15 protein-coding genes and 1 tRNA gene are annotated in these 18,893 nt (G+C 67.5%); 8 read left to right on the top strand and 8 right to left on the bottom strand.

All coding sequences use genetic code 11. From position 1 onward, the window contains the following. Positions 1-57 precede the first annotated feature (57 nt). From J3367_RS01235 to J3367_RS01245, 3 genes are all read left to right on the top strand, one after another. Positions 58-1,266, top strand: coding sequence for a cell wall hydrolase (locus J3367_RS01235; protein ID WP_024349115.1), 1,209 nt, complete (start codon positions 58-60; stop codon positions 1,264-1,266). Positions 1,267-1,429: 163 nt separating this feature from the next. After that, positions 1,430-2,068, top strand: a complete 639-nt coding sequence (locus J3367_RS01240) for a 2-dehydro-3-deoxy-phosphogluconate aldolase (protein ID WP_009208474.1) — start codon at positions 1,430-1,432, stop codon at positions 2,066-2,068. Between the two features lie 147 nt (positions 2,069-2,215). Further along, a tRNA-Gly gene (locus tag J3367_RS01245) sits at positions 2,216-2,290 on the top strand. A gap of 152 nt (positions 2,291-2,442) precedes the next feature. Here the strand turns inward: J3367_RS01245 and J3367_RS01250 are convergent. Then, positions 2,443-4,188 (bottom strand): flagellin, encoded by a 1,746-nt coding sequence (locus tag J3367_RS01250; RefSeq protein WP_024349114.1) that lies wholly within the window; start codon positions 4,186-4,188, stop codon positions 2,443-2,445. A 548-nt stretch (positions 4,189-4,736) separates the two neighbouring features. Beyond that, positions 4,737-4,973, bottom strand: coding sequence for a hypothetical protein (locus J3367_RS01255; RefSeq protein ID WP_024349113.1), 237 nt, complete (start codon positions 4,971-4,973; stop codon positions 4,737-4,739). Positions 4,974-5,209: 236 nt separating this feature from the next. Here J3367_RS01255 and J3367_RS01260 point away from each other — a divergent pair, with 236 nt between their 5' ends. Further along, a complete protein-coding gene (locus tag J3367_RS01260) occupies positions 5,210-5,770 on the top strand; it encodes a hypothetical protein (protein ID WP_228238186.1) in 561 nt (186 codons plus the stop codon). Between the two features lie 129 nt (positions 5,771-5,899). On the opposite strand, the gene J3367_RS01265 is transcribed toward J3367_RS01260, so the two are convergent. Next, positions 5,900-7,780, bottom strand: a complete 1,881-nt coding sequence (locus J3367_RS01265; protein WP_024349111.1) for a glycosyltransferase — start codon at positions 7,778-7,780, stop codon at positions 5,900-5,902. Between the two features lie 249 nt (positions 7,781-8,029). On the opposite strand from J3367_RS01265, the gene J3367_RS01270 reads away from it, so the two are divergent. Further along, entirely contained in the window at positions 8,030-8,857 is an 828-nt protein-coding gene (locus J3367_RS01270) for a transporter substrate-binding domain-containing protein (RefSeq protein WP_244495395.1), read from the top strand. 10 nt (positions 8,858-8,867) lie between these two features. Here the strand turns inward: J3367_RS01270 and J3367_RS01275 are convergent, their stop codons facing one another. After that, positions 8,868-9,278 (bottom strand): tellurite resistance TerB family protein, encoded by a 411-nt coding sequence (locus J3367_RS01275; RefSeq protein WP_024349109.1) that lies wholly within the window; start codon positions 9,276-9,278, stop codon positions 8,868-8,870. A gap of 209 nt (positions 9,279-9,487) precedes the next feature. Between J3367_RS01275 and J3367_RS01280 the strand changes: the two genes are divergently transcribed. Next, entirely contained in the window at positions 9,488-11,152 is a 1,665-nt protein-coding gene (locus J3367_RS01280; RefSeq protein ID WP_024349108.1) for a lysine--tRNA ligase, read from the top strand. 52 nt (positions 11,153-11,204) lie between these two features. On the opposite strand, the gene J3367_RS01285 is transcribed toward J3367_RS01280, so the two are convergent. Beyond that, positions 11,205-11,909: a thermonuclease family protein gene (locus J3367_RS01285; RefSeq protein ID WP_024349107.1), complete on the bottom strand. Its 705-nt coding sequence runs from the start codon at positions 11,907-11,909 to the stop codon at positions 11,205-11,207. 64 nt (positions 11,910-11,973) lie between these two features. Then, positions 11,974-12,621 carry a LexA family transcriptional regulator gene (locus tag J3367_RS01290; RefSeq protein ID WP_024349106.1) on the bottom strand — a complete coding sequence of 216 codons (648 nt, stop codon included), beginning with the start codon at positions 12,619-12,621 and terminating at the stop codon, positions 11,974-11,976. A 243-nt stretch (positions 12,622-12,864) separates the two neighbouring features. Here J3367_RS01290 and J3367_RS01295 point away from each other — a divergent pair, with 243 nt between their 5' ends. Next, complete coding sequence (locus tag J3367_RS01295) at positions 12,865-13,929, top strand: YihY/virulence factor BrkB family protein (protein ID WP_024349105.1); 1,065 nt, start codon at positions 12,865-12,867, stop codon at positions 13,927-13,929. Positions 13,930-13,985: 56 nt separating this feature from the next. Further along, positions 13,986-15,365, top strand: coding sequence for an L-serine ammonia-lyase (locus J3367_RS01300; protein ID WP_024349104.1), 1,380 nt, complete (start codon positions 13,986-13,988; stop codon positions 15,363-15,365). Positions 15,366-15,422: 57 nt separating this feature from the next. Here the strand turns inward: J3367_RS01300 and J3367_RS01305 are convergent, their stop codons facing one another. Continuing rightward, entirely contained in the window at positions 15,423-16,418 is a 996-nt protein-coding gene (locus tag J3367_RS01305) for an SH3 domain-containing protein (RefSeq protein ID WP_024349103.1), read from the bottom strand. 262 nt (positions 16,419-16,680) lie between these two features. Continuing rightward, positions 16,681-18,888 carry an FAD-dependent oxidoreductase gene (locus J3367_RS01310; RefSeq protein WP_024349102.1) on the bottom strand — a complete coding sequence of 736 codons (2,208 nt, stop codon included), beginning with the start codon at positions 18,886-18,888 and terminating at the stop codon, positions 16,681-16,683. Positions 18,889-18,893 lie beyond the last annotated feature (5 nt).

Genomic DNA, 18,893 nt, shown 5'->3' on the forward strand with positions numbered 1-18,893 from the left:
AAGGTTAATGGGGGACGTTGGGTGACGCCCGTTATATGACGCAGGCTTGATGGGGGAATGATGACGGCTGTTGAACAGCACGCGGGGACACGCCTGCAGAAACTGTCGAAGGCTCGGGCGGCCAAGGCCGTGGTTCTGGCCACTGGCTGTTTCGCTTCCCTCGCGATGGTGACCAGCCCGGTCGCCCGTCAGGACATGACCAGCCTTCTCGGCGGTTCCGGTCATGCAAACCAGTGGCGGGCCTATTTCGTTCCATCGAAAATCGGCACCACGGAAACGGCGGCCATCGCCTTTGCCGGATCCGATCTGCGCGAGCCGATCCCGGCCGGGCTGAAGCTGCCCGAGGGAATGGAAGCCGTCGCCGCGCCGCGGGTCGAGGCGGCGATCGTCACGCCTGAGGAAACCCGGATCATGCGAGAGGACAAGGGCGCCCGCGTCCTGTCCCTCGTTCCGGCCAGCAACCTGCCGCCGCGCGGCTTCTCCGCCGGTTCGATCCTCGAGCGCCAGTCGCTGCTCGGATCGCGCGTCGTCGGTGGCCAGGAGCGCATCCGCACCGCCTTCTCCAAGGTCACCCAGACGACCAAGGAGGCGATCACCGTCGCCATGAACTTCCAGCTTCAGGGCCCGCCGAAGATTCCGGGCGCCAAGACGCTGACGCCGAACGACAAGATCATGCTGGCCTCGCTGAAGCCCTCGGCCGGCGACACCAATGCCCTTGGTTACGCGCCGTCGACAGGCAGCGCACGGACCTCCTCGCTGTTCGAGACGATCCTCAAGGATACGCCGGAAGCCTTCATCCCGCCGATCGGCGACAAGGACCATGCCTGGGCAGCAACGCCGCTGCCGGCGGAGACCATGTCGAAGAAGGAGCAGAGCTGCCTTGCCAACGGCCTCTATTTCGAGGCGCGCGGCGAGAGCACCATGGGGCAGGCCGCCGTGGCGCAGGTCATCCTCAACCGCGTCCGCAACCCGGCCTTCCCGAACACGATCTGCGGTGTCGTCTACCAGAACAAGAACTGGCGCAATCGCTGCCAGTTCTCCTTTGCCTGCGACGGCGCGCGCGACCGCGTGTCCGACAGCGGCTCCTGGGCCAAGGCCAAGCGCATCGCCGAACAGGTCACGCGCGGCGAGATCTGGATCAACGAGGTCGGCTCCGCGACCCATTACCACGCCAATTACGTCCGCCCCCGCTGGGCCGGCGCGATGGAGCGGGTCGACAAGATCGGCAAGCACATCTTCTACCGCACCTTCAACGGCGGCTGGTAAGCGACACGGCCTTTGCGAAGGCCCGTTCGCCGCGGCTGCCATGAGCGCGGTCATGCGCCGGCGGATCGTCTCCGCGGCGAGGTTTTCGACCCGAACCATTTCCCTTGGCGAAGCGATGCTGTAGAGCGCCGTTAAGACAGCGGTACGGTTCGGGGAAGACATCATGGCTCAGAACAGCAAGCGACTTCTGGAAATGCTGAGCGCGCAGCCGGTGGTTCCGGTGGTCGCCGTGGAATCCGCCGCCGAGGGCGTCGCGCTGGCCCGTGCGCTGGCCGCCGGCGGCCTGAAGGCGATCGAGGTGACCCTGCGCACCCCGGCCGCGCTGGAAGCGATCATGGCGATCGCCAGTGAGGTCCCGGAGACGCTGTGCGGCGCCGGCACCGTTCTCACCCCCCGCCAGTTCGACCGCGCAACCAAGGCCGGCGCGCAGTTCATCGTGTCGCCGGGGGCGACCATGGAGCTGCTCGACGCCGCGCGCTCGTCCGAAGCGCCGATGCTGCCAGGATCGGCGACGCCGAGCGAGCTGATGGCGATGCTGGAAGAGGGCTACGAGGTGCTGAAGTTCTTCCCGGCCGAACAGATCGGCGGGGCTGCGTTCCTCAAGTCGATTTCGCCGGTGTTTCCGAGCCTGCGCTTCTGCCCGACCGGCGGCATCTCGATGAAGAATGTCCGCGACTATCTGGCCCTGCCGAACGTCATCTGTGTCGGCGGCTCCTGGGTCGCGCCCAAGGCTGCGGTCGAGGCGGGCGACTGGGACGCGATCACCGCACTCGCCCGCGAGGCCGTCGCGCTGCGCAGCTAGCGCTCGCTCCGTTGCCGCGCCAGGCAACCTCTGCAAGCCGGGGCACGGTGCCGGCCCATCGGGCCGGCGGCTTTGCGTCGATGATCGCACGGGGCCCTGGCAAATCATCTTGACGCGGCAGCGTCCGGCGAGCATTGTCCCGCCTGCGCGGGCGTAGTTCAGTGGTAGAACGCAAGCTTCCCAAGCTTGATGTCGTGGGTTCGACCCCCATCGCCCGCTCCAACCCCATCAGCGCCTGTCCCGGTATCGTTCCGGCCTTGCCGGCTGCTTTTTCGCAGTCGTTTCGGACGTCGAGCGCATGAAGCGGGTCGCGCGACGCAAAACGCCAGCCGCGAGGGCTGGCGTCTCGGGATGTCGGGTGCCGGCGTCGTCGGTTATCTGAACAGGCTGAGGGCGATGTCCGGGGTCGAATTGGCAAGCGACAGGCTCTGCACGGCAAGCTGGCGCTGGGCCTCGAGCGCACGGTAGCGGGTCGAGGTCTCTTCCATGTCCGCGTCGACCAGCCGCGAGATGCCCTGTTCCAGCGTCTGCGTGACAGTCCGGGTGAACTCCGTCTGCATCTCCAGCCGCTTGCTGATGGCGCCGAGGACGGCAGCCCCTGACACGACGCGCTGCTGCATGGTGTCGACCTGCTGCAGATAGTCCTCGATCGCGTTCGGATTGGCGGCCACGTCCACGTCGAGAATGCCGATCGCGGTGAGGGGCTCGATGTTCACCTGCAGCCCGCTGACAACCATGCGTGACTTGGTGCCCGCCTCACGATTGGCTGCGGGATCGAGGCGCAGGACGATATCGCCGGCCGTCTCCTCGATCAGCAGGTCCGGAATGTCGTTCAGATCCGTCAGGATGGCGTGCATGTCCGCGGCCGTGTTCACCCAACCGTCGTCGGTGCCCAGCACCCGGTCCACGAGATCGCGGTCGATCAGATAGGACCGCGAAACGCTGTTGGCGGTCAGCGAGTATGAGACCTCGACGTCCCGGTAGATGCGGAAGGGCTGGAAATCCAGCGTGACGGTCGAGGCGCGCTCGCCATAGATCGTTGCGGTGTTGCCAAGACCGCCCGTGCCGGAGGCCGTGGTGGCGAAATCCTTGATGGCGAAGGAGGCGCCCGGCTTTCCGCTGGTCTCGCGGTCACGGAAGTTGATGGCGTTCGGGACGAGATCGTATGTCTGCGTCGTGGAATTCCAGACGGTGACATGGCCGACCGAGACTTCATTGCCCGTGATCGCCGCGTCGAGGACCTGGATCATCTCGTGGTAGTCCGCGACCACGCCGTCGGTCCGTCCGGTCGTGGCGTCGACGAGGGCCCGGTCGATGACGACGGAGATGTCCTGGCCAAGATCATAGGGGCCGGGCAGGCCCGGGGTGCCGGGGTTGTCGGCGTCGACCGTCATGGTGAAGGTCATCGTGTCGCTGAGGCCGAAGGTCACCGGACCGCTGAATGTGAAGGTGCGGTCGACCGAGCTGGCGGTGTTGGATGGGGTATAGGACGGCGGATAGACGGCGGCGATCGAACGCAAGCCACCAATGTTCCTGGGGCTGCGGGGATCGGGCTGCAGCATGCCGCCGCCATCGACGTTGAACAGGGACGTCTTCTGCAGATCGACGCCGATCGTGCCGACCGACAGCCCCGACGTGCTGGATCGCGACAGCGAGGCGACCAGCATGGTCGAGCGGCGGTCCACCGGCGTCTCGTAGATGTCGGGCACGTTGGTCTGGAGCCAGTTCTGGCCGGAGAAGCTCGCGGCCTGGGAGGTGGCGACGATCGCGGCCTGAAGCTGGCTGATCTCGGCCTGCACCTTCTGGCGGTCGACGCCGGGCTCCATGGCGACCACCAGCCGCTCCTTGATGTCAGCCAGCATGTCGCCGACCTGCACCATTGACGTGTAGGCGACGTCGGTCGTGGCCGAGCCAAGGCCCAGCGCGTCGGCGACGGCACCAAGCGCCTTGACGTCCGAACGCATGCCGGTCGCGATCGACCAGTAGGACGCATTGTCGGCGGCCGAGCCGACCCGGTAGCCCGTGGCCATCGCAGTCTGATTCGCGTCCGATGCAGATTGCAGCAAACGCAGGTTGGCAAGCGCCGTCATCGCGGCGCCGTTGGTCCGTATACTGATCATGTGGAGGGCCTCGTAAGGCGGGCTTAGTTATGTTTAACGATATAGGTTCCGGTTGCTTAACAGAGCCTTATCCCCATCAGGAGTGGTGTTCGCGGAATGCATTGCCGGCTATCGCTCGGCGCGGGAGCGCGTCACGCGAGGGGGTCGGGCCGGGGCCGCAGGGCGTCTCGGCGGCAGTGTGCAGCGGGAGATGGAAGAGGGCTGACCGGTGCCCGCGACGCTGTGCGTCTGACCGGGGCCTGGCACTGCCTATGTTCCGCCAGTGACGTTCAGACGGCCCGACCATGCCGGGTCGTTGGCACGCTTGGTTGGGGCCGCGGGAAGGTGCTGAAGAGCAACGTGGGGTAGAGCAGGCTATAAGCCGCGGAGCCGCGCGGTGTTGGTGCGGTGCCGATCGTGGGTACGGGCGCGGGTGCGGGAAACACGGTGACACGGCCGCGACTCGCCTGCGCCCCTCGCTCCGCTGCGCATTGCGCGGCGAAGACCGGCTAAACTGGATTCGTCGTAAACAGTCTCAGGCGAGACGATCGCGGCCTCGGCCAGTCGGGTCAGGACGCCTGCAGATGATCCGTCGCTCCGGCCGTGGCGCGGGCGATGATCGCCTCGACGCGGCAGGCGATCGCCTGGCTGCGGGTCGCCTCGGCGTCGAGCGCCAGGCCCCAGCGGTCGAAATCCCGCGCATGCTCCCAAAGCCCGCTCGCGCAGGCTTCGAGGTGGTCGATCGTCGCCGCTGTCAGCGGCGCTGCCGTGACCGGCACGGAACGGGAATCGCGTCTGTCCTTCATGGCGCGAGCCTAGCATGGGGAATCGCCGGATGACTGCGGGGCGGCCTGCAGTTTCCGGTGGACAAGTGGGGATAACGGGGAATGTCGCAGGGCGTCCCCGAGAGGTCGTTGCGTCATCTTCGAGGGCTAAGCGCCTGCAAGTCTTAACCATCCGTTAACAAAACGGTGGCCGGCCGCTCGCAGCCGTGCATATTTAATCATCAACAAGCAATCCAGCGGCATTGCGGGAGAATAGCATGTCCACGATGACGGCAGCCAAGGATACCACCCCAGATATGAGCGACTTTCTCACCGAGGAACTGTCGAGAGACTTCGCTGATCGCAGCGACAAGCCGAGTGCGGCGTCGAATGTGCTGTCGGGACCGCCGCTGATTATGGACGAACCGGTGCCGCGGTTGCCGCGCCGCATCGAGGGTGGTTTCACCGGGCTCGGCCATGATCTCGACCGGCACGGCCGCGAATGCCGCAACGCGGCGCGGCTGATGGAGCAGCTACGTCCCCAGCTCGAGACGGCGGAAGCCGAACGGCTCCGCCTGAACCAGGCGCTGACGCGGATCCTGCCGGAGATCGAGGAACACGGCCGCAGTCTCGCCGGGATGATCGAAAGCGCGCGCAAGGGCGACGTGAGCGGCGATCTGGCCGGAAAGTTCACCAAGAGCGCGGCCAAGCTCGATGAACTCGAAAGCCTTGCCGAGGCAATGAACGTCAATCTGATGGCTGTCCGCTCCGCCTGGGAACAGTATGCCCGCGCAGCCATCCAGGCTCAGCGCCTGCGGGATGGCCTCAAGGGGCACTGACGCCATCCGGCGGTGCGACCGCCGGGTCGGCGCAGGCGACTTTCAAGAGACGGGTGGTCGGTATGGCCGCCCGTCTTGCGTTGAGAGAGGCCCGCCCACGGGACCTTTCACACGCAGGGGCAGAGACGCCTAGCTGGCGCTGAAATGCGGTTCGGTGCGGTAGCGCTGGTCGCAGAGGTCGGCCCGGGCGCGGATATCGTGATGGGTCTTCTCCCAGCGGTGGGGATCGCGCGCGAGTTGGACCACCGCGCGCAGCGACGCGAGCGCGATCAGCAGCCAGTAGAGATGAACGAGCGCGTAATATTTCGGCAAGGCGGCGCGTTCCTCCCGCTGCAGCGCCGGCAGTGACAGCGCGATAAAGGCGATGAAGCCGCCGGTCGCGTTGAACAGGTCGAGCGCGAAGATCAGGCCGGCGAGGCCGCTGGGCAGGCCGTGATTCAGCGCCGACACCAGTGTCGACAGCACCAGAACGAGAAACACCGGCTGGATCAGCGCCGAGGCCAGCATGCCGACGAACAGCATCTGGAACACCGCGAAGCTAACCGGGCCGAGTTCGCGCCACAGCCTGAGCGGCTGACGCATGTGGACCAACCAGGTCTGCAGCCACCCCTTCGTCCAGCGCGTGCGTTGGCGATACCAGACCGGCCAGCGCTCGGGGGCATCTTCCAGCGTCGGCCGTGTCAGCGTGCCGATCGCCCAGCCTTCGCGATACAGCCGCATGCCGAGATCGGCGTCCTCGGTGACATTGTGGGAATCCCACCCGCCCACCGCCGTCAGGCAATGGCGGCGGAAATGGTTCGAGGTGCCGCCCAGCGGCATCGGCAGGCGATGGCGCGCAAGCCACGGCAGCAGCCGCCGGAACAGCGCCGCATATTCCAGCGCGAACAGGCCGGCCAGCCAGTTCTGCTGGCCGTTGCGCACGACGAGCGGCGCCTGCAGGCAGGCGAGGTCACCGGGGCCGCTCCGGAAGCTGTGGAAGGCCTCGCGCAACTGGCCGGGGTCCGGCTCGTCCTCGGCGTCGTAGAGCGCGATGAACTCGCCGCGGCAGAGCGGCAGGACGAAGTTCAGCGCCTTCGGCTTGGTGCGCGGCTCGCCGGGCGGCACGGCGACGATCTCGAACTGCGGCAGTCCGGCCGTGGCGCGGCGCGCCTCGGCGATGGTCGCCGGATCGTCGGCTTCGCAGACCAGCTTGATCTCGATGCGGCTGGTTGGCCAGTCGAGACGCGACAGGGACGCAACGAGGCGCTCGATCACCCCCGTCTCCTGATACAGCGCGACGAGGACCGAATAGACGGGCAGGGGGCCTGTCTCCATATCCGCGTTCGGCTTGGGCTTGGGAGGGGCCGGCAGCGCCGCGACGATGCGGATGGCGAGACAGGCGGCAAAGGCGATGCCGAACAGCGGATGCAGGACCGCAGCGGTTGCGGACGGGGCCATAGCGAAGGCGGCGAGAACGGCGCAGGCGGCAAAGGCCAGTATCGCTGCCTGGCCGGCCTCGACGACGGTCCGGGCCGAGTGGCGCGGCGCGCTCCGGGCGAGGCTGAGCGTGGCATCCTCTATGCGCCGCGCGGCGCTGCGGGACGCCAGGGCCGCGCCGATGTCGGCCTCAGTGGTCAAGCGCGCTCTGCGTCGGACGTCCGGCTGCAGGGCGAGCAGTGCGGCGACCCGGTCGAGATCTTCAAGGCGCGGGCGCAGGAACAGCTTGGTCTCCAGATCCGCGCCGCAAGTCTTCAGAAGGCGCGGAGACCCGGCAGGCTGGAGATCGCGAAGGCCGATGATCCGCTCGTCCGGGCCGATGGGCTCGTGGGGCAGATCCAGCGCCTCCGCCATCAGGCGTGTGAGGCGATCGGCGGTCACGTGCCGGCCGGCGATCAGTTCGGCGGCGAGGTCGGTCCGGTTCTCGGCTGCCGCGCGGCGGGCGCGTCCGAGGGCTTCCGCGGTCAGGCCCAGCCGGGCGATCACGCGGCCGGTGACGCCTCCGGCGAAGCGGGCGCCGCCCGGCGGTTGCAACGGAGTATCGAGCGGTTTCGGACGCGTGAAGCGGGCATTCTTGCGTATGGCCGGTTGCGGGCCATAAGGTCCCGCCGCATAAGCCGTTCGAGGATCGGTCTGATCGTCACGCACGCAAACGACCCGCTCCAGGATGAAGTGCCGGGGCGCCGGCCGGCACCCGGTTGCATCGTGCGCGAGTGATGACGCAAGGGAAAGAAATCTATGCGGGTATGTTTCGCGTCAGGGTTGTTGCTGGTTGGAATACTCGTGTCCGCCGCTGGATTCCTCGGGGATGTGGTGACCGGCGCCGCAACCGTGAAGGCCCAGGTGGCGACGCCGAATTTCTTCGACCAGCGCCAGCGCATGACCAAGCCCGATCTCGGCGCGCGCACGCGCATCCGCTTCCTGACGACGACCAACTACCCGCCGTTCAACTTCCTCGACCGGCGTGGCCGGCTGGCGGGGTTCAATGTCGATCTCGTCCGGGCGATCTGCGAGGAGCTGGATATCCTGCCGCGCTGTCAGATCGAGGCGATGGCGTTTCGCGACCTGGTGCCCGCACTTCAGCGCGGCGACGGCGAGGCGATCGTTGCCGGCCTGTCGATGACCCCCGACACCCGGCGCGAGCTCGCCTTCACCGAACCCTATTTCCGGTACCCGGCACGCTTCGTGACCACCAAGGAGGCGCCGGTGAAGGAGCCGGTCGCCGACACGTTGGCCGGCAAGCCGGTGGGCGTTGCCGAGGGCGGCGCCCATGCGGCCATGCTGCGCAGCTTCTTTCCGCAGATTGACCGGCGGCTGTATCCTACCCGCGACGACGGACTTGCCGCTTTGCGCAAGGGCGAGGTCGCCGCCCATTTCGGCGACGGCGTCGGCCTGTCCTTCTGGCTGGAGAGCAACGCCGCCGAGGATTGCTGCGGGTTCTCCGGCGGACCGTTCCTGTCGGACCGCTTTCTGGGCGAAGGACTGTCGATCGCCGTGGCGCCGAAGGACGAGGAACTCGCCCGGGCCTTCGACTACGCGATCGGCCAGCTCGTCGAGAGCAAGCGGTTTTCCGAATTGCTGCTGCGCTACTTCCCGGTCAGCGCCTTTTGACGGCGCGCCGCTAGAGGCGCCGGTAGCGCACCCGGGCGGAATGCTCGATCGCGCCCGCGGTCAGCCGGTCGAGCTCGAAGGCGTCGCGCAGCATTTCCAGGAAGCGCAGTTCCGGCTGGCTGGCGTGGACGTCGGAGGCGGCAACCTCGATCGCCAGCGCATAGGCCGTTTCGTACAGCTTTTGCGGCAGCGCCGACATCAGGTTGTCGATGATCGTCTGCAGCCCGTCTTCCTGTTCGAGAATATGGCTGCAGCGCTCGGAAATGCCGTTCAGCCGGCCCCGGTCGAAACCTTCGAAGACCGGCAGAGTGTCGAGGATGGCCTGCAGTTCCCGCAGCTCGTGGTCGCTGATCGCGCCATCCGCCGCGGCCATCGACACCATGAGATGAACCAGGGCTTCGCGCGGTCCGAGATCCGACATTGTCTGCCTTCCTTGCTTCAGGGCTACCCTCGGCAAGCTATGCACCCGGGGCGGCTGCAACAAGCCGTCATTCGGCGCGGGCGGCTTTTGTTGACGCGCCGCCGGCTTCTTTCTAGACCGGGCGGCACCTGACGGTCCCCCGGCAATCTGCGCGTCCCCTTCGCAGTGCGCGCGGACGCCCGGGACCCGGATTTTCGAGGAATGCCTTCATGCCGAGCCCGCAGCCGGACACCGTCGACGTCGATCTCTTGCGGACCGAAGCCATGGCGTCGAATGCCTGGCCCTTCGAGGAAGCGCGCAAGCTCCTGAAGCGCTTCGAGAAGAGCGGCATGCCGGCGGAAGTCCTGTTCCAGACCGGCTACGGCCCGTCGGGGCTGCCGCATATCGGCACCTTCGGCGAGGTCGCGCGGACCTCGATGGTCCGCCACGCCTTCACGGTCTTGACCGACGGCGCGGTGCCGACGCGGCTCCTGTGCTTCTCCGACGACATGGACGGCCTGCGCAAGGTGCCGGACAACGTGCCGAACCGCGAGATGCTGGCGACCCATATCGGCAAGCCGCTGTCGCGGGTGCCCGACCCGTTCTCCGACGATTATCCGAGCTTTGCCGCCCACAACAATGCGCGGTTGCGGGCCTTTCTCGACCGGTTCGGCTTCGACTACGAATTCGCCTCGGCCACCGACTACTACGCCTCCGGCCGCTTCGACGCGACGCTTCTGAAGATGCTCGCCGCCTATGACGAGGTGCGGGCGATCATCCTGCCGACGCTCGGTGCCGAGCGGCAGGCGACCTATTCGCCCTTCCTGCCGATCCATCCGCGCACCGGCATCGTCCTGCAGGTGCCGACCGTCGAACGCGACGTCGAGCGCGGCATGATCGCCTATCTCGACCCGGAGACCGGCGAGCGGATCGAGACCACGGTGACCGGCGGCGCAGTGAAGTGCCAGTGGAAGGCCGACTGGGCCATGCGCTGGGCGGCGCTCGGCGTCGACTACGAGATGGCCGGCAAGGACCTGATCGATTCCGTCACCTTGTCGTCGAAGATCTGCCGGGCGATGGGCTCGGCGCCGCCGGAGGGGTTCAATTACGAACTCTTCCTCGACCAGAGCGGGCAGAAGATCTCCAAGTCGAAGGGCAACGGCCTGACCATCGACGAATGGCTGTCCTATGCCTCGCCGCAGAGCCTGGCCTTCTACATGTTCGGCAAGCCGCGCGCGGCCAAGCGGCTGTTCTTCGACGTGATCCCGAAGGCGGTGGACGACTACTACCAGTTCGTCTCCGCCTATCAGCGCCAGGAACTGCGCCAGCAGTTGCAGAACCCGGTCTGGCACATCCACAACGGAACGCCGCCGGCCAAGGGCGTGCCGGTGCCCTTCGCCATGCTGATCAACCTCGTTTCGGCCTCCAACGCGTCGAATGCGTCGACCCTGTGGGGCTTCATCACCCGCTACGCGCCGGGGGTGACCGCCGAGACCGATCCCGAACTCGACCAGCTCGTCGGCTATGCGCTGCGCTATTACGAGGATTTCGTCCGGCCGGCGAAGACGTTCCGGGCCCCTGACGCGGTCGAGCGCGAGGCGCTGGAATCGCTCGATGCCGCCTTTGCGGCGCTGCCGGCCGATGCCGATGGCGAGGCGATCCAGAACGCGCTGCTGGACGTCGCCCGGCCGATCGAGCGGTATCAGGACCACAAGAAGTCGGGGCCGCAGGGCGGGCCGGGCGTCTCCGGCGAGTGGTTCCAGGCGCTCTACCAGATCCTGATCGGACAGGAAAAAGGTCCGCGTTTCGGCTCCTTCGCGGCGCTTTACGGCCTTGCTGAAACCCGCGCCCTGATCCGCGACGCACTGGAAGGCCGGCTGGCTTCGGGCGCCTGACGCCCGGCCCCGTCCCCACGCGAACAAACCGGTGGCGGGCGTTCGCCGCCGTCTATCGCCAGATGCCGCGCTTCTCGCGCCGGGCTTCGGCCTCGGCGTCCTGATAGGGACCGCCGGGCGCCGCCTCGGCCCAGCCATTGCGCACGATCCATGCCCCGACATCGTCGCCGCGCAGCGTGCAGGCGCTGGTGATTGTCTCGTCGCGCTCGCCGAAATCCTCCGGGACCTCGCAGCGGATCGAGCGCGAGCGCAGGTAATTGCGCAGCTCTGTGCGCGCCCGCATGCCGCAGGGCCAGGCGTTCGCGCCCTCGCCGCAACTGCGTTCCAGCGGGAGCGCGGCGATGCCGGGCAGGGCGATCGTGCCGCGGCCGATTGTGAGATGCGCGGTGTCGCGCGCGATCGGGCGGGGCAACAGGATCTGCCGGGTTTCGGCGTTTTCGGGCTCGGTGGCTTGCTGCGGCGACGGGTCGGGCGCGCGCGGCGGCAGGCGGCGCAGCGGGCCGTCCGTCGCGGGGCCGCTGGTGATGCCGTCGGGCGTGACGTTCCGGCCGAGGCGGGGCGCTAGGCCGTCGTCGTTCGGGGCGCGTGCCGGCTCGGGCGCCCCGGGAGCGGAGGGCGCTGCCGGTTCGGCCGATTGCTCCGCCGCCGACGGGACAATGCGGGCCGGCTCCTGCAGTTCGTCGGGGGACGGCAACAGCCAAAAGAGGAGAGCGGCCAGCGCCGCAAGGCCGAGGGCTGCGAGCAGTGTGCGGATCACGCGCCGACGACCGCCGATCCCGCGCAGGGCCGGCTCGTCCCGCCGCCGGGACGCGGCTGCAGGATCACTGGCTGGCCCACAGGATGCGCGCCATCCATTCCACCTCGTCCATCTGGAACTGGCGGTCGGGGAAATCCGGATTGGTCGACGCCAGCTCGATGGTGCGGCTGGTCTGGCGCTGCAGGATCTTGGCCATCACCTCGCCTTCGCGGGTGCGCACCACGACCCGGTCACCGCGCCGGACGGCGGCGGCCGGGGAGACGATGAGGATGTCGCCATCGCGGTAGAGCGGCATCATCGACTGGCCCGATACCTCGAGGGCATAGACCGTCTCGTCGCCGGTCGAGGGCAGGGCGATCTCGTCCCAGCCCTGGCCGGCCGGAAATCCGGAATCGTCGAAGAAGCCGCCGCCACCGGCCTCGGCAAAGCCGAGCAGCGGCACGCTCATGGCGGGGCTGGGCGAGCGGGGACCGCCCGGCGTTTCGCCGCGCATCAGCGCGGCGAATTCCTCGATGCTGGTGTCGGTCGCGGCGATGACCTTGGCGATGGATTCGGTCGAGGGCCAGCGCGGGCGTCCGTCACTGGCATTGCGCTTGGACTTGTTGAAGGTCGTCGGATCGAGGCCGGCGCGCCGGGCGAGGCCGGAGGGCGACATCCGGTGGCGGGTCGCCAGGGCGTCGATCGCCAGCCATATCCGGTCATGGGAAAACATCGTGTGCGAAGCCCGGTCTGCGTCAGAGGAATAAATACCTCTGACCGGTCTTAAAGCGCCATCGTGCCGCTGTCCATATCGTAGCGTCAAATTCTTCGGAAGCAGCTAGGTCTGCCTTTGCGCGTCCGTGCGCCGCTGGGCAGCGGCCATGGTTGGTGCCATATGCTCTTCCAGCCTTATGGACGGGGCTGCCGACGCGCGGCGTATCGCGGCGGCATGCGATGGCAGGGACGGAATGACGGCATGGATCTGAAGTTCGCGGCGCATACCAGCGAGGAAACCCGCCGCCGGGCCAGCGAGCCGGGGCGCGGCCGCAGCGCCGGCGGACCGATGTCGATCCCCTGGAAGGGGTGGAAGGACATCAGCCTGCGCATCTACGCCTCGTTCTTCGACGATCGCGTCATGCTGATCGCCGCCGGCGCGACCTTCTACCTGCTGCTGGCGCTGTTTCCGGCCTTCGCCGTCTTCGTCTCGCTCTACGGCTTCGTCGCCGACCCGGTCTCGATCGGCGAACATATCGCCTTCATCGGCCAGTTCCTGCCGACGGCCGGCACCGAGCTCCTGGAATCGCAGCTGGCGCGCCTGGTGAGCCAGGATTCCTCGTCGCTGTCGCTGGGCTTCGTCAGCGGCCTGCTGTTTGCGCTGTGGAGCGCCAACAACGGCATCAAGACCCTGTTCGAGGCGATGAACGTCGCCTATGGCGAGCGCGAGCAGCGCAGCTTCTTCAAGCTGAACCTCGTCGCTTTCTGCTTCACCCTCGGCGCGATCTTCATCGGCATCGTGCTGATCGTCACCGTCGGCGTCGTTCCGGTGGTCATGGCCGTCTTCGGCCTGCAGAGCTTTTCGGAGATGATGATTGCGGCGATGCGCTGGCCGGTGGTCTTCGGGCTGATCGTCGTCGCCATCGCGATGATCTATCGGTATGGGCCCAGCCGCCGGCGCGCCCGCTGGAAATGGGTGGTCTCGGGCGCGCTCCTGGCGGCCGTCGTCTGGCTGCTCGCCTCGCTCGGCTTCTCCTGGTACCTGCAGAACTTCGCCAATTACAACGCCATGTACGGCTCGCTCGGCGCCGTCATCGGCTTCATGATGTGGGTGTGGATTTCCTCGCTGATCTTCATCATCGGCGCCGAGATCAATGCCGAGATGGAGCACCAGACGGCGCACGACACGGTAAACGACCCGCCCAGGCCGATCGGTGAACGCGGCGCCCGGGTCGCCGACACGCTGGGCAAGAGCTCGCGGCGCGATCCCGCCCCCACGGCGGAGAAGCGCGGCCTGTTCCGGCGCAAGCACAAGCATCCCGCCTGACGGCTTGCATGGCCGGCCAAAGCAGTCTCTTTTTGCGAGGTTGAGGGGGAGGCCGCATGTCCATCAGCCTGTTCGAGCTGTTCAAGATCGGGATCGGGCCGTCATCGTCCCACACGGTGGGGCCGATGTGGGCGGCGCGCCGCTTTCTCGACCGGCTCGACGATCGCGGGCTGAAGGGCGAGACGGCGCGGGTCGTCGTGCATCTCTACGGTTCGCTGGCGCTCACCGGCACGGGCCACGGCACCGACAAGGCGGTGATGCTCGGCCTGGCCGGCCTGCAGCCCGACACGCTCGACCCCGACGATGCGGAGGACCTGTTCGCCTATATCCGCGACAAGGGCGAGCTGCAGCTCGACCGCGGCCAACGCGTGCCGTTTCGCGACGGCGAGGAATTGATCTTCCTGAAGCGCGAGCGGCTGCCGCACCATTCCAACGGCATGCGCTTCACCGCCTTCGACGCGGCGGACCGGGAGATCGACAGGGCGGACTATTACTCCGTTGGCGGCGGTTTCGTGATGTCGGCAGAAGACGCTGCCGGAGAGACACCGGTGCTGACCAATGCCCGCGCACCCTACGAATTCAGCTCCGGCGACGAGCTTCTGGCGCTGTGCGAGGCGCATGGCCTGTCGATCGGGGAGGCGGTGCTCGCCAACGAGGAGACCTGGCGCTCGCGGGCCGAGATCCGCGACGGCATTCTGGGCATTCGCGATGCGATGCTCGATTCCATCGAGCGCGGCTGCCGGATGGACGGCATCCTGCCGGGCGGGCTGAACGTGCGTCGGAGGGCCAAGCAGCTCCACAACGAGCTTCTGCGAAAGCCGGAAAAGGCGCTGCGCGATCCGCTGACGACGCTCGACTGGGTCAATCTCTACGCGCTGGCCGTGAACGAGGAGAACGCCGCCGGCGGCCGGGTCGTCACCGCGCCGACCAACGGGGCGGCCGGCGTCATCCCGGCGGTGCTGGCCTATTACGAGCGCTTCGTGCACGGCGCGACGGACGACGGCGTCATCACCTTCATGGCGACATCCGCGGCGATCGGTGCGCTCTACAAGCAGAACGCCTCGATCTCGGCGGCCGAGATGGGCTGCCAGGGCGAGGTTGGCGTCGCCTGCTCGATGGCGGCGGCCGGTCTTTGCGCCGTCCTCGGCGGGACGCCGCGACAGGTGGAGAACGCCGCCGAGATCGCCATGGAGCACAATCTCGGCCTGACCTGCGACCCGATCGGCGGGCTCGTGCAGATCCCCTGCATCGAGCGCAACACGATGGGCGCGGTGAAGGCGATCAACGCCGCGCGCCTGGCCCTGAAAGGCGACGGCACGCATTTCGTCTCGCTGGACAATGTCATCGAGACGATGCGCCAGACCGGCAACGACATGAGCGAGAAGTACAAGGAAACCGCGATGGGCGGGCTCGCCGTCAACGTCACCATCTGCTGAGGCCGGGGCCGCATTGCCAATGGTCGCCATGCCCGTGACCGGGCATGGGCTGGCCTATCAGCCGCGCTGGTCGACGAAATCGCGGAAGACGAAGCCGCGCTGGCCATTCGCCGAGACCTCGCACCAGGAGGTGCAGGCGATGACGGTGACCGCCATGCCCTTTTCCAGGACGGCGACGATGGTCGCGTTGTTCTCCGGCTTGGCCCGCATGTTGACGCTGGCCGTGACGATGCCGCCCGGGCCGTCCTCAGGCTGTGCGGCCGCGAGCTCCTCCTGCGCGGGGGCGCCGTCGACAGGGACCGCGGGGGTGGTGCCGCGCAGGGCTTCCTCGACGGTGAGGGGGGCGGAATCGGTCGACGGCGGCGTCTGCGCTGTCGGGACCTGCGGGACGATCGGCCCGAGCGGCGCGACGGTGTCCAGATCGATCGCGCCGGGGCGTGGCGGTTCGATGCTGTCGGCGTCGGCGATGATCGGGCCGACGCTGCCGGTCGTGCTCAGATAATCGGGATTCTCGACGGCTGCGATAAGTTGGGCCGCATCCGGCGGCAGGCGCAGATTAAGTGCTGCGGCCACGGCGGCCTCGCTCATGGCCGGGGGGCGGGCGACGGTTTCGGGCATCGCGGCGATGGCGGGGCGCAGGCGACCGCCGGTCTCGGCCGAGGCGACCCGTTCGGCCACCGGCGTCATGGCATCGGCCATGCGCCGGGCGATGGCCGCGTCGTCGGATGCCGCGGGCGTCGACTGCGAGACCTGCGGGGCGTTGCCGGCCGGAGTGCTCGTGCGCAGGAGCGTCGGCGTCAGCGCGGCGACGATGGCCACCGAGGCGATCGTCGCCAGAATATAGGCGGTGATGGGCCGCCGCCGCAGGCGGGTGAAGAAGCCGGGCGGCCGGCCGCGGTTCGACAGCCGTCCGCTCGGCTGCCTGCCCTGGACCAGACGGTCGACCCAGCCAGTATCGGCCTGCCGGCGATCGTAATCCGAACGACGCTCGACGAGGCGCCTGCGGATCGCCTCCTCGCTCGGCCGATGTCGATTGCGCGGCCCCCTCGTCATCCTGCTTCTCCTCGTCGGCCGCGTGCCGCGCCGGGCGCCGATGGCAGCTCCGGGGCGCGCCTGCCGCAAATTTCTGCGCGCCATGGCTGGCGCGTCGGTGCGAACGTCCCTCGTCTTGTCTTAAAGCTTTAAATTATGGCCGTTCGGCGTTGCAAACCGTTTCGTCACTGAATGAAAAGCATTCGCCGCTCGCGCGCAAGAAAAAGGGGGAGAACCGGTTCCGGTCCTCCCCCATGTCTGGCTGGCCTTGCAGGAAGCCTGATCAGGCGGCTTCGGCCTTCGAGCCTTCCGGCGGGAAGCGCCCGTAGAAGGTTTCACCGGTCTTCGCCATCTCGCGCAGCAGCGGCGTCGGCTCGAAGCGCTCGCCATGCTTGGCGGCCAGCTTCTCGCAGAGCGCGACGAAGGCCTTGGTGCCCATGCCGTCGATGTAGCTGATCGTGCCGCCGGTATAGGGCGCGTAGCCGAAGCCGAGAATCGAGCCGACATCGGCCTCGCGCGGGTCGACGACGACGCCTTCCTCCATGGTGCGCGCCGCTTCCAGCGCCATGGTGGCGAGGAAGCGTTGCTTGAGCTCCTCGAAGTCGATCTGGTCGGCCGGCTGCTGCTCGAACATGTCCTTCAGGCCGGGCCACAGCGACTTCTTGGCGGGCTTGGCCGGATAGTCGTAGAAGCCCTTGCCCGCCTTGCGGCCGAGCCGGCCGTCGCCGTTCATCTGCTCGACCAGCTTGAAGTGGCGCGGATCGACCGAATCCTCGCCCATGTCGCGCATGGTCGCCTTCATGATCTTCAGCGACAGATCGACCGCGGTCTCGTCGTTGAGGGCGAGCGGGCCGACCGGCATGCCGGCGAACTTGGCGGCATTCTCGATCATCGCCGGGGGCACGCCCTCGACCAGCATGTCGTAGGCTTCCGACATGTAGCGGAGCACGCAGCGATTGGCGAAGAAGCCGCGGGTATCGTTGACGACGATCGGCGTCTTCTTGATGGCCCGCACAAAGTCCAGCGCGACGGCCAGGGCCTTGTCGCCGGTCTTCTCGCCGAGGATCACCTCGGTCAGCATCATCCGGTCGACCGGCGAGAAGAAGTGGATGCCGATGAAGCGCTCCTGGTCCTCGAAGGCCTCGGCCAGGCTGGTGATCGGGATGGTGGAGGTGTTGGACGCGTAGATCGCATCCTTGCGCAGGACGGCGGCGACCTTCTTCGTCACCTCGGCCTTCACGTCGCGGTCCTCGAACACTGCCTCGACGACGAGGTCGGCATTCTTCAGAGCGTCATAGTCCGGCGTGGCGGTGATCTTCGCCAGCACGGCCTCGGCCTGTTCCTTGGTGGCGCGGCCCTTGGAGACGAGGCCTTCCATCAGCTTGCGCGAATGCGCCTTGCCCTTGTCGGTGGCCTCCTGGTCGCGGTCGATGAGGACGACGTCGAGGCCGCCCTGGGCCGCGACATAGGCGATGCCGGCGCCCATGAAGCCGGCGCCGATGATGCCGACCGTCTTCAGATCGCTGGCTGGCACGTTCTTCGGCCGGCGGGCGCCTTTGTTGAGTTCCTGCATGGAGACGAAGAGCGAGCGGATCATCATCGCCGCCTCGGTCGTCTGCAGGACCTCGGTGAAGTAGCGCTGCTCGATGGTCAGCGCGGTGTCCATGGGGACGAGAAGTCCCTCATAGACGCATTTCACGATGGCGCGGGCACCGGGATAATTGTCGTTGGTCTCCTTGCGGTAGAGCGAGGCGACCGCCGGCCAGACCTGTGCACCCTGCGGCGAGTAGACCGGGCCGGAGGGCAGCTTGAAGCCCTTCTGGTCCCACGGCTTCACCGCCGAGAGGCCCGACTTCAGCATCTCCTTGGCCGTGGCGACGAGCTCGTCCTGCGACACGACCGCGTCGATCAGCTTCATGCCCTTGGCCTTGTCGGCGGTCAGGGTGGAGCCCTTGAGCAGCATCTGCAGGGCGCTCTGGGTGTCAGTCAGACGCGGTACGCGCTGGGTGCCGCCGGCGCCGGGGAAGATGCCGACCTTGACCTCGGGCAGGCCCATCTTGGCGCTGGTGGTGGCGACACGGCCGTGGCAAGCGAGCGCCAGTTCGAAGCCGCCGCCCATGCAGGTGCCGTTGATCGCCGCGACGAAGGGCTTGCCGCAGGTCTCCAGCTTGCGCCAGATCCAGGACATGCGGCCGGCGCCGTCGAAGAGCTCGCGGATCGCCTCGTCGGGGTTCTCGCGCTTCTTCGCCTCGAAGCTCTCGAACATGCCGGAGAGCATCTTCAGGTCGGCGCCGCCGGTGAAGGAGCCGGTCTTGCCGGAGGTGATGACGACGCCCTTGACCGCCGCGTCGGCGACCATCTCGTCGACCATTGCGTCGAACTCACCCGTGACCTCCTGGGTGAAGACGTTCATCGAGCGACCGGGCATGTCCCAAGTGACAAGGGCCAGGCCGTCGCCGTCGATCTCGATGGTGAAGTTCTCGCTGTTCATCAATT

The organism is Aurantimonas sp. NFXS3 (assembly GCF_049132005.1).
GTDB classification, from domain to species: Bacteria; Pseudomonadota; Alphaproteobacteria; order Rhizobiales; family Rhizobiaceae; genus Aurantimonas; species Aurantimonas coralicida.

What these genes read in the sequence shown, in the direction of transcription:
- J3367_RS01235 (WP_024349115.1), top strand. Translation starts at nt 58, where the DNA reads ATGATGACGGCTGTTGAACAGCACGCGGGGACACGCCTGCAGAAACTG.
- J3367_RS01240 (WP_009208474.1), top strand. Translation starts at nt 1,430, where the DNA reads ATGGCTCAGAACAGCAAGCGACTTCTGGAAATGCTGAGCGCGCAGCCG.
- J3367_RS01250 (WP_024349114.1), bottom strand. Translation starts at nt 4,188, where the DNA reads ATGATCAGTATACGGACCAACGGCGCCGCGATGACGGCGCTTGCCAAC.
- J3367_RS01255 (WP_024349113.1), bottom strand. Translation starts at nt 4,973, where the DNA reads ATGAAGGACAGACGCGATTCCCGTTCCGTGCCGGTCACGGCAGCGCCG.
- J3367_RS01260 (WP_228238186.1), top strand. Translation starts at nt 5,210, where the DNA reads ATGTCCACGATGACGGCAGCCAAGGATACCACCCCAGATATGAGCGAC.
- J3367_RS01275 (WP_024349109.1), bottom strand. Translation starts at nt 9,278, where the DNA reads ATGTCGGATCTCGGACCGCGCGAAGCCCTGGTTCATCTCATGGTGTCG.
- J3367_RS01280 (WP_024349108.1), top strand. Translation starts at nt 9,488, where the DNA reads ATGCCGAGCCCGCAGCCGGACACCGTCGACGTCGATCTCTTGCGGACC.
- J3367_RS01290 (WP_024349106.1), bottom strand. Translation starts at nt 12,621, where the DNA reads ATGTTTTCCCATGACCGGATATGGCTGGCGATCGACGCCCTGGCGACC.
- J3367_RS01295 (WP_024349105.1), top strand. Translation starts at nt 12,865, where the DNA reads ATGGATCTGAAGTTCGCGGCGCATACCAGCGAGGAAACCCGCCGCCGG.
- J3367_RS01300 (WP_024349104.1), top strand. Translation starts at nt 13,986, where the DNA reads ATGTCCATCAGCCTGTTCGAGCTGTTCAAGATCGGGATCGGGCCGTCA.
- J3367_RS01305 (WP_024349103.1), bottom strand. Translation starts at nt 16,418, where the DNA reads ATGACGAGGGGGCCGCGCAATCGACATCGGCCGAGCGAGGAGGCGATC.
- J3367_RS01310 (WP_024349102.1), bottom strand. Translation starts at nt 18,888, where the DNA reads ATGAACAGCGAGAACTTCACCATCGAGATCGACGGCGACGGCCTGGCC.